This window comes from Streptomyces sp. NPDC050636 (assembly GCF_040654775.1).
In the GTDB taxonomy this organism is placed as follows: domain Bacteria; phylum Actinomycetota; class Actinomycetes; order Streptomycetales; family Streptomycetaceae; genus Streptomyces.
Genome location: NZ_JBFAIP010000023.1, coordinates 18,107 through 32,413 on the forward strand (window position 1 = coordinate 18,107; position 14,307 = coordinate 32,413).

A 14,307-nucleotide genomic window follows, 5' to 3' on the forward strand; every position below is an offset into this window, starting at 1 on the left:
CAAGGCCGGCGGCACCATATCGTTGTAGCGTTCAACCATGCCTGAGCTCAGCCGGCGGAGGCGCCACCTCGTGCTGGCGATCTGCTGTTTGAGTCTGCTGATCGTCAGCCTCGACAACACCATCCTGAACGTCGCGCTGCCGACCCTCCAGCGCGAGTTGCACGCCTCGGTCTCCGGCATGCAGTGGACGATCGACGCGTACACGCTGGTCCTGGCGTCGCTGCTGATGCTGTTCGGTTCGACCGCCGACCGGCTCGGCCGGCGCCGGATCTTCGTGATCGGCCTGGTCGTCTTCGCGATCGGCTCGCTGCTGTGCAGCCTTGCGCCCGGTCTGGACTGGTTGGTGGTCTTCCGGATGGTGCAGGCGGTCGGCGGCTCGATGCTCAACCCGGTCGCGATGTCGATCATCACCAACACCTTCACCGAACCCCGCGAGCGAGCCCGTGCCATCGGGGTGTGGGGCGGCGTCGTCGGCATCAGCATGGCGGCCGGGCCGGTCATCGGCGGGCTGCTGGTGCAGAGCGTCGGCTGGCGCTCGATCTTCTGGATCAACGTCCCGATCGGCGCGCTCGCGCTCTTCCTCACCCTGCGCTACGTCCCGGAGTCGCGCGCCCCCAAGCCGCGCCGGGTGGACCCGGTGGGCCAGCTGCTGGTGATCACACTGCTCGGCTCGCTGACCTACGCGATCATCGAGGCCCCTGAAGCGGGCTGGCTGTCGGTGAAGATCCTCGCGTTCGCCCTACTGGCGCTGGTCGCGTTGGGCGGCCTGATCGCGTACGAGAGACGGCGCCGGGAACCTCTGATCGACCTGCGGTTCTTCCACAGCGCGCCGTTCAGTGGGGCGACGGTCGTCGCGGTCTGCGCGTTCGCCGCGCTCGGCGGCTTCCTCTTCGTCAACACTCTCTACCTCCAGAACGTCCGCGGCCTGTCCGCCCTGGATGCCGGCCTCTACATGCTCCCCATGGCCGGCATGACGCTGATCTTCGCGCCGCTGTCCGGGCGGCTGGTCGGCAGCCGCGGGCCCCGGCTACCGCTGCTGCTGGCGGGTACGGGAATGTGCCTGAGCGGGCTGCTCTTCGCGGGGTTCGACGCCCAGTCGACGACGGCGCTGCTGTTCACCGGCTATGTGCTGTTCGGTATCGGCTTCGGCCTGGTCAATGCCCCCATTACGAACACGGCGGTGTCGGGGATGCCGCGCGCGCAGGCCGGTGTGGCGGCCGCCGTCGCCTCCACCAGCCGGCAGGTCGGACAGACGCTCGGTGTCGCGGTGATCGGCGCGGTGCTGGCGAGCGGGACGCATGCGGCGACGGGCGACGGCGACTTCATCGCGGCCGGCCGCGCGGCGTGGTGGATCATCAGCGGCTGCGGCGCGGCCGTCCTGCTGCTGGGCGCCCTGACCACCGGCCAGCGGGCGCGCGCCACGGCCCGCCGCACGGCCGAGCTGTTCGAGGAGGAGCCGCCGCGGGGGCACAGTACGGCGAGTGCGAGTTCGTAGGAACGTAGTCGCCTTCGTAGAACGTAGTCGCGTTCGTAGGCAGGTAGACGAGCCCGTGGTAGGTAGACGAGCCCGTAAGCAAGTGGGCAGGTGGACCGCTCAGCCCCGGGCCAGCGCCATTTCCTGGAGCCGTTCCAGGCGCTCCCGCGACGTCTCGTCCACGGGGGTGTAGGTCACCAGCTTGGGGCCCGGGTTGGGGCCCGTCCACAGGCTGGTGGCCGAGAGCTCCATGGCGCCCACCCTCGGGTTCTGGAAGACCTTGGTGCTGCTGACCGGGCGTACGACCTCGTGCCGCGCCCAGATCTCACGGAACTCCGGCGACGCCTCCGACAGCCGCGCGACCAGCGCCTTCCAGGCCGGTTCCGCGACATGCTCGGCCATTGACGCCCGGAACTTGGCGGCCATCATGCGCACCGTGGCATCCAGATCGGCCATGGTCGCCCGGTACTCGGGGTGCGTGAACGCCAGCCACATGCAGTTGCGGTCCTCCTCGGGCAGCGCGTCGAGGTCGCACATCAGCTGCCCGTAGGTGCAGTTGTAAGCGAGGATGTCGAACCGGCTGTTCTGTACGACCGCGGGGAACGGCGCGAGCTGGTGCAGGACCTGCCGCATCGCCCGCGGGACGCTGGTGCATTCGGTGCCGGGCAGCGGATCGACCGCCCCGGCCAGCGCGAACAGATGACGGCGCTCGGCGCGGTCGAGCAGCATCGCGCGGGCGACCGCGTCCAGGACCTGCGGTGAGACATGGATGTCCCGGGCCTGTTCGAGCCACGTGTACCACGTGACGCCGACCGCGGCGAGATGCGCGACCTCCTCGCGGCGCAGCCCCGGGGTACGGCGGCGGCTGCCGCGCGGCAGGCCGACCTGCTCGGGTGTGATCCGCTCCCGCCGGCTGCGGAGAAACGCGGCGAGCTCGGCCCGGCGGACGGCGTCGTCGCCGCGCGGGGCGGCGATCGCACCGCCGGTCGCACCGCCGGTCGCGTCTTTGGTCCCGGTCCGGCTCGCGGTGGCCTGCGTCATGGTCACATCCACGGTCATGCTTCCAGAGTGCCGGAGTCGCCATCCGGTTGCCAGGTAGCACTGGTACCAGGATAAGAAGACTCTGGTACCCCTTTGAGCGGTGGACGATCGTCGTATCCGTGAGCGATACCGATACCGATACCGATACCTATACCGATACCCGCGTACAGACCGCCACCGACAGCCGCGTCACGGCCGCCGTCCCGGAAGACGGCCCGGCCCGCTCCCTCTCGGTCACGACCGTGCTGACCCCGCTGGGGCTGCTGACCGTCCTGCTCGGCGCGGCCCTCCCCATGATCGACTTCTTTATCGTCAATGTCGCGCTGCCGACCATCGACCATGACCTGCACGCGGGGCCCGCGGTCCTGGAGATGGTGGTGGCGGGCTACGGCGTCGCCTACGCCACTCTGCTCGTCCTCGGCGGGCGGCTCGGCGACATGGTCGGGCGCCGCCGGCTGTTCCTCTGGGGTCTGGCCGCCTTCGGCCTGACCTCGCTCGCCTGCGGACTCGCCCCGGACGCCTGGACGCTGGTGGCCGCCCGGGTCACCCAGGGGGCCGCGGCCGCGCTGCTGCTGCCGCAGGTGCTGGCCACCATCCAGGCCACGACCACCGGCAAGCGGCGCGCGAAGGCCGTCAGCCTGTACGGCGGCACGGCCGGTGTCTCCAGCGCCGTGGGCCAGGTGCTCGGCGGGCTGCTGGTCTCCGCCGACCTGGCGGGCTCCGGATGGCGCGCGGTCTTCCTGGTGAACGTCCCGATCGCGGCCGCGGCCTGGCTGCTGGCCGCCCGCACGGTTCCCGAGACCCGTTCCCCGCACCCGACCCGGGTGGACGCCCCGGGCACGGCGCTGCTCGCCGCCACGCTGATCACCCTGCTGCTGCCGCTGACCGAGGGCCGGGCAGCCGGCTGGCCCCTCTGGTCCTGGCTGCTTCTCGCCGCCTTCCCGTTCACCGCCGCCGCGTTCGTCATCATCGAGCGCCGCGCCGAACGCATGGGCCGTACGCCGCTCGTCCCACTGTCCCTGCTCCGTATCCCCTCCGTACACAGCGGCCTCTCCATGATGGTCCCGTTCTCGGTGGGCTTCGGCGGCTTCATGTTCGTGGTGGCCGTCGCGCTCCAAACCGGCCTGCACTACGGGGCGTTCGCGGCCGGCCTGTCCCTGGCGCCGCTCTGCGTCACGTTCTTCCTGGCCTCACTGGCCGGTCCGCGGCTGGTGCGGCGCTTCGGGCGGCGGGTGGTGATCACCGGCTCGCTGATCCAGGCCATCGGGCTGATCACCCTCGCTCTGACCGTCCGCGCGGGCTGGCCCGACATATCGGTGGCCGGCCTCGCGCCGAGCATGGCGGTACTGGGCATCGGCCAGGGCATGGTCCTGCCGGTACTGATGCGGATCGTGCTGAGCGAGCTGCCGGTGGCGCAGGCCGGGGTGGGCGGCGGCGTCATGGTCACCACCCAGCAGTCGGGCCTCGCGCTCGGCGTCGCCACGCTCGGCACCCTGTTCTTCTCGCTGCTCCCGTCCCTCGGCATACGCGACGCGCTGATCGCGGCGCTGCTGGCCCAACTGGCGATCGTGCTGGTCACGACGGTGCTGGCGCTGCGGCTGCCGCGCGCCGTGCGCTGACGGGTCGGCGGACGGGAGCCTTACGGCACCCCTGCCCCTTCCGGACAACTTTACGGCTGACAGATATTGAAATCTGTCAGCCGTCATGTCATGGTGGATGCACGAGCCGCCCCATCGCGACCCGTTCGCACTTCCACAACCGGCTCCCGCCCCGCCTCCCACCCCGTTCAGGAGCACACCGTGCAGACCCGCACCCTCGGCACCACCGGCCCGCAGACCGCCGCCCTCGGCCTCGGCTGCATGGGCATGTCCGCCCTCTACGGCGACGCCGACCGCGCCGAGTCCATCGCCACCGTCCACGCCGCCCTCGAAGCGGGCATCACCCTGCTCGACACCGGCGACTTCTACGGCATGGGCCACAACGAACTGCTCATCAACGAAGCCCTGCGCACGGCCCCCGCGGCCGCCCGCGAAACGGCGCAGACCAGCGTCAAGTTCGGCGCCCTGCGCACCGTCGAAGGCGCCTTCACCGGCTATGACGGCCGGCCGAACGCGGTGAAGAACTTCGCCGCGTACTCCCTCCAGCGCCTCGGCACCGACCACATCGACATCTACCGGATCGCCCGTGTCGACCCGGCCGTGCCGATCGAGGAGACCATCGGTGCCATCGCCGAGCTGGTCGAGGCCGGACACGTCCGCCATATCGGCCTGTCCGAGGTGGGCGCGGACACCCTGCGCCGGGCCGCCGCCGTCGCCCCGATCTCCGACCTCCAGATCGAGTACTCGCTGCTCTCCCGCGGCATCGAGGACGAGATCCTGCCCACCGCCCGCGAGCTGGGCATCGGCATCACCGCCTACGGCGTGCTGTCCCGCGGCCTGATCAGCGGCCACTTCACCCGCGACCGCAAGCTGGCCGCGAACGACTTCCGTGGCATGAGCCCGCGTTTCCAGGGCGAGAATCTCCACCGCAACCTCGACCTGGTGGACGCGCTCCGCAAGATCGCCGAGCAGAAGGGCGTCACGGTCGCCCAGACCGCCATCGCCTGGGCGCTCTCCCGTGGCGAGGACATCGTTCCGCTGGTCGGCGCCCGTCGCCGGGACCGGCTGACCGAGGCGCTCGGCGCCGCGGAGGTCACGCTGGACGCCGAGGACCTGGCTGCGATCGAGCGCGCGGTACCGGCCGGTGCCGCCGCGGGCGAGCGGTACCCCGCCGACCAGATGGCCCACCTGGACAGCGAGCGCTGACCGTCGGGGCGGGTGCCGGGGGCGCCAGGTACCGTCCCTAGGTACCTGGCGTACGCACCCGCCGGGTGTCCCCGCACACCGACCCCGCCCGCTCCTCTCCGAAAGGCCGGCCCGCCCCATGCCCCCCGAGACGTTGACCCCCGAGCGCATCCTCGAAGCCACCGAGGAGGTGCTGCGTCGCTACGGCCCCGCCAAGGCCACGGTCGTCGACGTGGCGCGCGCCCTGGGCGTCAGCCACGGCAGCGTCTACCGCCACTTCCGCACCAAGGCGGCGCTGCGGGAGGCGGTCACGGAGCGCTGGCTGAACCGTACGAGCGAGGAGCTGTCGGCCATCGTCACGGCGGCGGATCCGGCCCCGGACCGGCTGGACCGTTGGCTTACCGCCCTCTTCGAAGCCAAGCGGCACAAGGCGGGCGACGACCCCGAGCTCTTCGCCACGTACATGACCCTGATCGGCGAAATCGGCGGTGTGGTCGACCGCCATATCACCGACCTCGAAGCCCAGCTCACCACGATCATCGAAGCCGGTGTCACCGAGGGCGCCTTCAACACCCCCTCCCCCACGACCTCCGCCCGCGCCGTCTTCAACGCCACCGGCCGCTTCCACGACCCCTGCTACGCCCCGGAATGGTCCCGCCCCACGATCACCACCGACTTCGAGGCGGTCCGATCACTGATCCTGCGAGGCCTGACGAGCTAGCGTCCGCCGCCGCCACGCGGGCGAGCAGCGCCTAGCCCCCCACCCCCAAGAAGTGCAGTACCGCCAGCACCCGACGGTGGTCGGCGTCCGCCTTTGGGAGGTCGAGTTTCGCCAGGATGTTGTTGATGTGTTTGGCCACCGCGCTTTCGCTCACCACCAGTTGGGCGGCGATGCCCGCGTTGGAGCGGCCCTCGGCCATCAGGGCCAGGACGTCCCGCTCGCGGGCGGTGAGGCGTTCCAGGGGGTCGCTCGACCGGCGGACCAGCAGCTGAGCGACGACCTGAGGGTCCAGGGCCGTGCCGCCGGCCGCCACCCGGCGCAGCGCCTCGATGAACTCCTCGACGTCCGCGACCCGTTGCTTGAGCAGATAGCCGACCCCGCTCGTGTTCGTGGCGAGGAGATCGGCCGCGTAGCGCTCCTCGACGTACTGGGACAGCAGCAAGACGGCGGTGGCAGGCCACTTCTGGCGGATGGCGAGGGCGGCGCGCACTCCCTCGTCCGTGAAGTCGGGCGGCATCCGGACATCCACCACCGCGATGTCCGGCCGGTGCTCCTCGACCGCCGCCAGCAGTCCCTGTGCGTCCCCCGCCTCCGCCACCACCTCGAACCCGGCCATCTCCAACACCTTGACCAGCCCGATCCGCAGCAGAACGGAGTCCTCGGCGATCACGGCACGCCTCACATCGGGCACGGCAGCTCCACGCTCATCATGGTCGGGCCCCCCACGGGGCTGCTCATCCGGAAGGTTCCGTCCACGGACCGCACACGCTGCGCGAGCCCCTTCAGACCGCTCCCCTTGGACGGATCGGCGCCGCCCGCACCATCGTCGGCGATCACCACCCGCAGTATCCCGCCGAGCCGGGTGACCGTCACATCGGCCCGGGTCGCCTCCCGCGCATGCTTGGCGATATTCGTCAGCGCCTCGGAGACGACGAAGTACGCGACCGCCTCGACCGCCGGCGCGGCCCGCTGCGGCAGCTGCGGCGGCAGGTCGACCCGCAGCCGTACGGGCAGCGGGGCACGGGCCGCGAGCCCCGACAGCGCCGCGTCCAGCCCGAGTTCGTCCAGGACGGCCGGGTGCAGTCCGCGCACGAGATTGCTGAGCTCCTCGATCGCGTCCTTCGCCTCGCGGTGCGCCGCGTCGATGACCTCCCGGGCCTCCGGAGGCAGATCCGTGAGCGTCGCCTTGGCCAGCCCGAGGTTCAGGGCCAGCGATACGAGGCGCTGCTGCGCACCGTCGTGCAGGTCGCGTTCGATACGGCGGCGTTCCGCGTCGGCGGCGTCGACCGCGCCGGCCCGGCTCTCGGTGAGGTCCTCGACCCGGCGCGCCAGGTCCTCGCTCGGGCCAGGTCCCAGCAGAGCGGGCCCGAGGTGTGCCTCCAGGCGTACCAGGGCTGCAGCGAGGGCGGGGACGGCGGCGAGCGCGGCGAGGCCGGAGAGGGTGACGTAGAACGCCTGGGTGCTGTAGCCGGGGTGGTCGACCCGCCACTGCCAGGGAACCGCCCATATCCATACGTACACCGTGGCGGCGGCCAAGCCCGCCAACAGCAGGGACAGCAGCAGCACTTCGAGCCCACCGAGCAGCGCCCCGACCAGGCAGTGGTAGCCGAACCGGCGCTGCGACCGCTGCCACCCCGGACGGGGGATGTCGATGCCGAGCAGCTGCCGGAAGCGCCAGCGCTGGGCGGCGGTCAGCGCCGGTGCGGAGAACACCGTCAGCACCAGCGCGAACCCCAGGACCACCGGCACGCTGTTGTCGTTCCCATTGATGATCTCCCACACCAACCCGAAGATCATGAAGAGCAGGAACCCCGTGACGAGGTGCAGCGGCACCCCCAGGGCAAGGAAGGACGTATCGCGGGTCAGGCGGGTGAGCGCGCGCCGCAGCCGGGGCGGGATGTTCATGATCCGAGGCTATGCGGCGGCCATGCCGCGCAGCCATGAAGGCAGGTTCCGGAACCGGGGTGCAACTAGTGCCACCCCAAGTCGGACAGCGGCATTACTGACTGTGGCCGACGGAAACCGGAGTGTTGATCACGAGCCCGAATGCCGGGTTCGCGACAGCCGAAAGAGGCACACTCCATGGCCCTCATCGCCTTCAACTCCCCTGTATCTCACGGCAGTTACGCCCACCGCCCGGTGCGGCTCAGCGCCGCGCGCCGCTGGCAGGGGCGGATCCTGACGGGTGCCGGACTGGCTCTGCTGCCGTGGCTCGGCTACCTCGCCGGGACGCTCCCGCCGGCCGAGGCGGCGGCCTGGGTGGCGCTGGACACGTTGGAGGCCGCCTGCCTCCTGACGGCCGGCACCCGGCTGCTCCGAGGCGAGCCGGGCCATCGCGCGGCCGCGGCGGCGGCCGCGCTGCTCCTCACCGCCGACGCCTGCATCGACGTGGCGACCGCCGCCCCCGGCACGGAGCTGGCGACCGCCATAGCCATGGCCCTCGGCGCGGAACTCCCGCTGGCGGCCTTGTGCGTGGTGCTCGCCGCACACAAAGGCGCCGGCCAGGCCCGAAAGAATCCGAGCCCGGCCGGCGCCTCGCGAGAACCGGAGAACTAGCAGCCGAGGAGCCGCGCACCCAGGTACGACTGGATCTGGTCCAGGCTGACCCGCTCCTGCTTCATCGTGTCGCGCTCGCGCACCGTGACGGCGTCGTCGTCGAGGGTGTCGAAGTCGACCGTGACGCAGAACGGGGTGCCGATCTCGTCCTGGCGGCGGTAGCGGCGGCCGATCGCGCCCGCGTCGTCGAACTCGATGTTCCAGTTCTTGCGCAGGTCGGCGGCGAGACCCTTCGCCTTCGGCGACAGCTGCGGGTTACGGGACAGCGGCAGGACCGCGACCTTGACCGGCGCCAGGCGCGGGTCGAGGCGCATGACCGTGCGCTTCTCCATCTTGCCCTTGGCGTTCGGCGCCTCGTCCTCGATGTACGCGTCGAGCAGGAAGGCGAGCATCGCACGGCCGACACCGGCCGCGGGCTCGATGACGTACGGAGTCCAGCGCTCGCCGGCCTCCTGGTCGAAGTAGGAGAGGTCCTGGCCCGAGGCCTTGGAGTGCGAGGAGAGGTCGTAGTCGGTGCGGTTGGCGACACCCTCCAGCTCGCCCCACTCCGAGCCGCCGAACTGGAAGCGGTACTCGATGTCGGCGGTGCGCTTGGAGTAGTGCGAGAGCTTCTCCTCCGGGTGCTCGAACCAGCGGATGTTCTCCTCACGGAGACCGAGGTCGACGTACCAGTTCCAGCGCTGCTGCATCCAGTACTCCTGCCACTCCTCGTCCTCGCCCGGCTTGACGAAGAACTCCATCTCCATCTGCTCGAACTCACGGGTCCGGAAGATGAAGTTGCCCGGAGTGATCTCGTTCCGGAAGGACTTGCCCATCTGCGCGATGCCGAACGGCGGCTTCTTGCGCGAAGTCTGCTGCACCTGCGCGAAGTTGGTGAAAATACCCTGCGCGGTCTCGGGGCGCAGATACGCGACCGAGGCGGTGTCCTGGGACGGGCCGAGGTGGGTGGAGAGCAGGCCGGAGAACTGCTTGGGCTCGGTGAAGCCGCCCTTGTTGCCGCAGTGCGGGCAGTTGATGTCGGCGAGGCCGTTGTCGGGGCCGCGGCCGTGCTTGGCCTCGTAGGCCTCCTCCAGGTGGTCCGCGCGGAAGCGCTTGTGGCAGGAGGTGCACTCGGTGAGCGGGTCGGTGAAGGTGGCGACGTGGCCGGACGCCTGCCACACCTCGGGGGCCAGGATCACCGACGAGTCGAGACCGACGACGTCGTCGCGCGAGGTGACCATGGAGCGCCACCACTGACGCTTGATGTTCTCCTTGAGCTCAACGCCGAGGGGGCCGTAGTCCCAGGCAGCACGGGTGCCGCCGTAGATCTCACTGGAGGGGTATACGAAGCCACGGCGCTTGCTCAGGCTGACGATGGTATCGATCTTGTCGGCGGCCACGGTGCTCTCTTCATTACGACGACGAACAGCGAATGGCTCAGGGTACCGGCGGCCGTACCCTCCGGATCAAATCGGTTCCGGACCTCTCGCCACCGGTGCGCGACCCGCCTGGTCCGACTATCTGCTTTGTTGACAATCGTTTCCAGTTTTGTTGAAAATGACTGTCATGAACATACGCCGCCGCATATCCACCGCCGCTGTGGCCGGAGCCTCGGTGCTCGGGCTCCTGGCCCTCTCCGCCTGCTCCTCCTCCGACGCCGCGGGCAGTGGCGGCGGCAAGGTGAAGGTGACGGCGTCCTTCTACCCCATGGAGTTTCTCGCCGCGCAGATCGGCGGGAAGCACGTCGAGGTGACCGACCTCACCAAGCCCGGTACCGAGCCGCACGACCTGGATCTCACCGCGCAGCAGACCGCCCAGGTCAGCGAGTCCGACGCGATCTTCTACATCAAGGGTCTGCAGCCCGCCGTGGACGAGGTCATCAAGCAGTCCGGCGTCGAGAACGTCGTCGAGGCGACCTCCCTCACCAGCCTCAAGGAGCACGGCACCGAGGTCGACAGCCACGGGCACGGAGAAGAGGAGCACGGGCACGAGGACGAGCACGCGCACGAGGAAGAAGGCGGCAAGGACCCACACATCTGGCTCGACCCCGTGAAGTACGCCGAGGTCGCCAAGGGTGTGAATCAGGCCCTCGCCAAGGCCGACCCAGACCACAAGGCCGACTACCAGAAGAACACCGACGCCCTGGTGAAGAAGCTGGAAGGGCTGGACGCGGACTTCAAGAAGGGCCTGAAGAACCGGGGCTCGGACACCTTCATCTCCACCCACGCGGCCTTCGGCTACCTCGCCGAGCGCTACGGCCTCACCCAGGAGGCCATCAGCGGCCTCGACCCCGAGTCCGAGCCCAGCGCCAACCGCGTCAAGGAGCTGCACACCCTCGCCAAGGAGCACCACGTCTCCACGGTCTTCTTCGAGACGATCGCCAACCCGGCCACCGCGAAGGCCCTGGCCGGCGATCTGCGCCTGAAGACCGATGTCCTCGACCCGATCGAGGGGATCTCGGCCAAGTCCCGCGGCAAGGACTACTTCGGCGTGATGCGGGCCAACCTCGCCGCGCTGCAGAAGGCGCTCGGCAGCAAGTGAGCATGCCAGCCACCCCGCACATGACGGAGGCCTCCATGAACCAGCCGCTGCACCAGCCAGTCATCGACCTGCGCGGGGCCACCGCGTCGCTGGGCGCGCGCCCCGTGCTGCGCGGCGTCGACCTCACCGTGCGCTCCGGTGAGGTGGTCGCGCTGCTCGGCGCCAACGGCTCCGGCAAGTCCACGGCCGTACGGTCGGTGATCGGCCAGGTGCCGCTCACCGGCGGCGAGCTGTCACTGTTCGGCACGGAGTTCCGGCGCTTCAAGGACTGGGCCCGCGTCGGCTATGTCCCGCAGCGCACCACCGCCTCCAGCGGCGTCCCCGCCACCGTCCGCGAGGTCGTCACGGCCGGGCGGCTGGCCCGTACGAAGCTGGGGGTCCTGCGCAAGGCCGACCGGGCCGCCGTGCACCGCGCCCTGGAGCTGGTGGGCATGGCGGACCGCGCCGGGGACTCCGTCAACGCGCTCTCCGGCGGCCAGCACCAGCGGGTGCTGATCGCCCGCGCGCTGGCCGGCGAACCGGAACTGCTGATCATGGACGAGCCGATGGCCGGCGTCGACCTGGCCAGCCAGGAAGTGCTGGCCGCGGCGCTGCGCGCGCAGGTCGGCGCGGGCACCACGGTGCTGCTCGTCCTGCATGAGCTGGGCCCGCTGGAGCCGCTGATCGACCGTGCGGTGGTACTGCGGGACGGCTGTGTCGTGCACGACGGCCCGCCGCCCGAGGCCGTCGGCCAGCACGCGCTGCCCGGTCACGACCATGTCCATCCGCACGCCGACGCGTCCGCGGAACCGATCCGGACGGGGCTGCTGACCTGATGGAAATCCTGAACTACGCCTTCATGCAGCGGGCCCTGCTCGCCGCCCTGATCGTCGGCGTCACCGCGCCGGCCATCGGCATCTACCTCGTCCAGCGCCGCCAGGCCCTGATGGGCGACGGCATCGGCCATGTCGCCCTCACCGGCGTCGGCCTGGGCTTTCTGCTCAACACCAGCCCGGTCTGGGTCGCCACCGCCGTCGCCGTCCTCGGCTCCGTCGTCATGGAACTGATCCGCTGGTACGGCAAGACCCGCGGCGATCTCGCGCTGGCCATGCTGTTCTACGGCGGTATGGCGGGCGGTGTGATGCTGATGAGCCTCTCCGACGCCGGCTCCAACGCCAACCTCGGTACGTATCTCTTCGGGTCGATCACCACGGTCTCGCCGGAGGACATGACGACGATCTGTGTGCTGGCCGCCCTGGTGCTGCTGATCACGGTCGGCCTGCGCCGTCAGCTGTTCGCGGTCTGCCAGGACGAGGAGTTCGCCCGGGTGACGGGGCTCCCGGTGCGGCTGATGAATCTGCTGATCGCGGTCACCGCCGCGGTCACCGTCACCGTCGCCATGCGCGTCGTCGGCCTGCTGCTGGTCAGCGCGCTGATGGTGATCCCGGTCGCGGCCGCCCAGCAGATCAGCCGCAGCTTCGCGATGACCTTCGGCCTGGCCATCGGGATCGGCGTCGTGGTCACCCTCGCGGGTACCACCACCTCGTACTACGTGGACGTACCGTCCGGCGCGACCATCGTGCTGCTCGCCATCGGACTGTTCGTGGTCTTCACGGCGCTCGCCGCGCCCTTGGCGAAAAAACGCGCCAAGGCGGCCGCAGGAACGGCCAAGGGGTGCACCCTGGAGGTGTCGGGCAGCCGGACCCCGGCGGACGACGTCAGCGTGTGATCAGTGTGCTGAGCATGCACGGCGGCGCGGCACCGGGATCGGAGCGTCGTAAGCGACAAGCCAGGGATCCGATCACCACCTGGCACAATGGCCGGACGTTCCCCCACGCCTTCAGGGCGCGGGAGGGGCCCCCACGGGGGAAGAATCCGACGTCCTAGGGAGGCAACGGTGGCGACGAGCGCGGGATCTCCGGTACGCGGCCGGTCGACGCGGCAGCGGACCGCGGTTTCGGCCGCACTCGACGAGGTCGACGAGTTCCGCAGCGCGCAGGAGCTCCACGACATGCTCAAGCACCGGGGTGACTCGGTCGGGCTGACCACCGTCTACCGGACGCTGCAGTCCCTGGCCGATGCCGGCGAGGTCGATGTGCTGCGCACCAGCGACGGCGAGGCCGTCTACCGCCGGTGCAGCACCGACGACCATCACCACCACCTGGTGTGCCGGGCCTGCGGCAAGGCCGTCGAGGTCGAGGGCCCCGCGGTCGAGAAGTGGGCCGACCAGATCGCCGCCGAGCACGGCTTCCGTGACGTCGCGCACACCATCGAGATCTTCGGTACGTGCGGCGACTGCGCGGAGCGGTCCAAGGAGCAGCAGTAGCACCACGAACAGCACGAACGGGCCGTCTCCCAGGGGAGGCGGCCCGTTCCGCGTGTGTACGCCGTCCTACTTCGCCGACTGCCCGTCCGGCGCCGCCCCGAACCGGCGGTCGCGCCGCGCGTACTCAAGGCAGGCGTCCCACAGGTTCCGCCGGTCGAAGTCCGGCCACAGGATGTCCTGGAAGACCATCTCGGCGTACGCGCTCTGCCAGATCAGATAGTTCGACGTCCGCTGCTCGCCCGACGGCCGGACGAACAGGTCCACATCCGGCATGTCCGGGTAGTACATGTACTTCGCGACGGTCTTCTCATTGACCTTGGACGGGTCCAGCTTTCCGGCCCTCACATCCGCCGCGATCGCCGCCGCGGCGTCCGCGATCTCCGCCCGACCGCCGTAATTCACGCAGAAGTACAGCGTCATCGCGTCATTGTTCTTGGTCTGCTCCTGCGCGACCTGGAGCTCCTGCACCACGGACTTCCACAGCTTCGGCATCCGCCCGACCCACCGGATGCGGATGCCCAGCGCGTCCATCTCGTCCCGGCGCCGCCGGATCACATCCCGGTTGAAGTTCATCAGGAACTTGACCTCGTCGGGCGACCGCTTCCAGTTCTCCGTCGAGAAGGCGTACAGCGAGAGGTTCTTCACGCCCATCTCGATGCAGCCCTTGAGCACGTCCAGCACGACGCCCTCGCCGACCTTGTGGCCCTCGGTACGCGGCAGCCCGCGCTCCTTGGCCCACCGGCCGTTGCCGTCCATGACGACCGCCACATGGTTCGGGACGAGCTCCCCGGGGATCTTCGGCGGCCGCGCACCGGAAGGGTGCGGCTCGGGCGTCTCGTACTCACGTCGATTACGGCCCAGAATCCCGCGTCGTGCCATGCGGCCCACATCTCCTATGTGTCGGATG

At 70.1% G+C, this 14,307-nt stretch carries 14 protein-coding genes; 9 read left to right on the forward strand and 5 right to left on the reverse strand.

Features of this window, described 5'->3' with window-relative positions; translation table 11 throughout:
* Positions 1–37 precede the first annotated feature (37 nt).
* Entirely contained in the window at positions 38–1,495 is a 1,458-nt protein-coding gene (locus tag AB0I10_RS19015; RefSeq protein WP_363153644.1) for an MFS transporter, read from the forward strand.
* Between the two features lie 99 nt (positions 1,496–1,594).
* On the opposite strand, the gene AB0I10_RS19020 is transcribed toward AB0I10_RS19015, so the two are convergent.
* Positions 1,595–2,533 carry a helix-turn-helix transcriptional regulator gene (locus tag AB0I10_RS19020; RefSeq protein WP_363153645.1) on the reverse strand — a complete coding sequence of 313 codons (939 nt, stop codon included), beginning with the start codon at positions 2,531–2,533 and terminating at the stop codon, positions 1,595–1,597.
* Between the two features lie 224 nt (positions 2,534–2,757).
* Here AB0I10_RS19020 and AB0I10_RS19025 point away from each other — a divergent pair, with 224 nt between their 5' ends.
* From AB0I10_RS19025 to AB0I10_RS19035, 3 genes are all read left to right on the forward strand, one after another.
* Positions 2,758–4,134 (forward strand): MFS transporter, encoded by a 1,377-nt coding sequence (locus tag AB0I10_RS19025; protein WP_363153719.1) that lies wholly within the window; start codon positions 2,758–2,760, stop codon positions 4,132–4,134.
* Between the two features lie 180 nt (positions 4,135–4,314).
* Entirely contained in the window at positions 4,315–5,319 is a 1,005-nt protein-coding gene (locus AB0I10_RS19030) for an aldo/keto reductase (protein ID WP_363153646.1), read from the forward strand.
* Between the two features lie 118 nt (positions 5,320–5,437).
* Positions 5,438–6,019 (forward strand): TetR family transcriptional regulator, encoded by a 582-nt coding sequence (locus tag AB0I10_RS19035; RefSeq protein WP_363153647.1) that lies wholly within the window; start codon positions 5,438–5,440, stop codon positions 6,017–6,019.
* Positions 6,020–6,050: 31 nt separating this feature from the next.
* On the opposite strand, the gene AB0I10_RS19040 is transcribed toward AB0I10_RS19035, so the two are convergent.
* Both AB0I10_RS19040 and AB0I10_RS19045 read right to left on the reverse strand, forming a co-directional pair.
* The gene (locus AB0I10_RS19040) at positions 6,051–6,689 is read right to left on the reverse strand and encodes a response regulator transcription factor (protein WP_363153720.1); all 639 of its coding nucleotides are present in this window, start codon (positions 6,687–6,689) and stop codon (positions 6,051–6,053) included.
* Positions 6,690–6,697: 8 nt separating this feature from the next.
* Positions 6,698–7,924 (reverse strand): sensor histidine kinase, encoded by a 1,227-nt coding sequence (locus AB0I10_RS19045; protein ID WP_363153648.1) that lies wholly within the window; start codon positions 7,922–7,924, stop codon positions 6,698–6,700.
* 177 nt (positions 7,925–8,101) lie between these two features.
* Between AB0I10_RS19045 and AB0I10_RS19050 the strand changes: the two genes are divergently transcribed.
* Positions 8,102–8,575, forward strand: coding sequence for a hypothetical protein (locus AB0I10_RS19050; protein WP_363153649.1), 474 nt, complete (start codon positions 8,102–8,104; stop codon positions 8,573–8,575).
* On the opposite strand, the gene AB0I10_RS19055 is transcribed toward AB0I10_RS19050, so the two are convergent.
* Complete coding sequence (locus AB0I10_RS19055) at positions 8,572–9,954, reverse strand: glycine--tRNA ligase (protein WP_363153650.1); 1,383 nt, start codon at positions 9,952–9,954, stop codon at positions 8,572–8,574. The two genes, AB0I10_RS19050 and AB0I10_RS19055, sit on opposite strands and share 4 nt — an antisense overlap.
* A 166-nt stretch (positions 9,955–10,120) precedes the next feature.
* Between AB0I10_RS19055 and AB0I10_RS19060 the strand changes: the two genes are divergently transcribed.
* The 4 genes from AB0I10_RS19060 to AB0I10_RS19075 all read left to right on the forward strand — a co-directional run bounded on the left by AB0I10_RS19060 (position 10,121) and on the right by AB0I10_RS19075 (position 13,400).
* Positions 10,121–11,095 (forward strand): metal ABC transporter substrate-binding protein, encoded by a 975-nt coding sequence (locus AB0I10_RS19060; RefSeq protein ID WP_363153651.1) that lies wholly within the window; start codon positions 10,121–10,123, stop codon positions 11,093–11,095.
* Positions 11,096–11,130: 35 nt separating this feature from the next.
* On the forward strand, positions 11,131–11,910 hold the full coding sequence (locus AB0I10_RS19065; protein WP_363153653.1) for a metal ABC transporter ATP-binding protein: 780 nt from the start codon (positions 11,131–11,133) through the stop codon (positions 11,908–11,910).
* Positions 11,910–12,803: a metal ABC transporter permease gene (locus AB0I10_RS19070; protein ID WP_363153655.1), complete on the forward strand. Its 894-nt coding sequence runs from the start codon at positions 11,910–11,912 to the stop codon at positions 12,801–12,803. Before AB0I10_RS19065 ends, AB0I10_RS19070 begins: the two co-directional genes overlap by 1 nt.
* Before the next feature lie 168 nt (positions 12,804–12,971).
* Entirely contained in the window at positions 12,972–13,400 is a 429-nt protein-coding gene (locus AB0I10_RS19075) for a transcriptional repressor (protein ID WP_363153656.1), read from the forward strand.
* A gap of 66 nt (positions 13,401–13,466) precedes the next feature.
* Here AB0I10_RS19075 and AB0I10_RS19080 read toward each other — a convergent pair whose 3' ends face one another.
* Complete coding sequence (locus tag AB0I10_RS19080) at positions 13,467–14,279, reverse strand: isoprenyl transferase (protein WP_363153657.1); 813 nt, start codon at positions 14,277–14,279, stop codon at positions 13,467–13,469.
* Between the last annotated feature and the right edge of the window lie 28 nt (positions 14,280–14,307).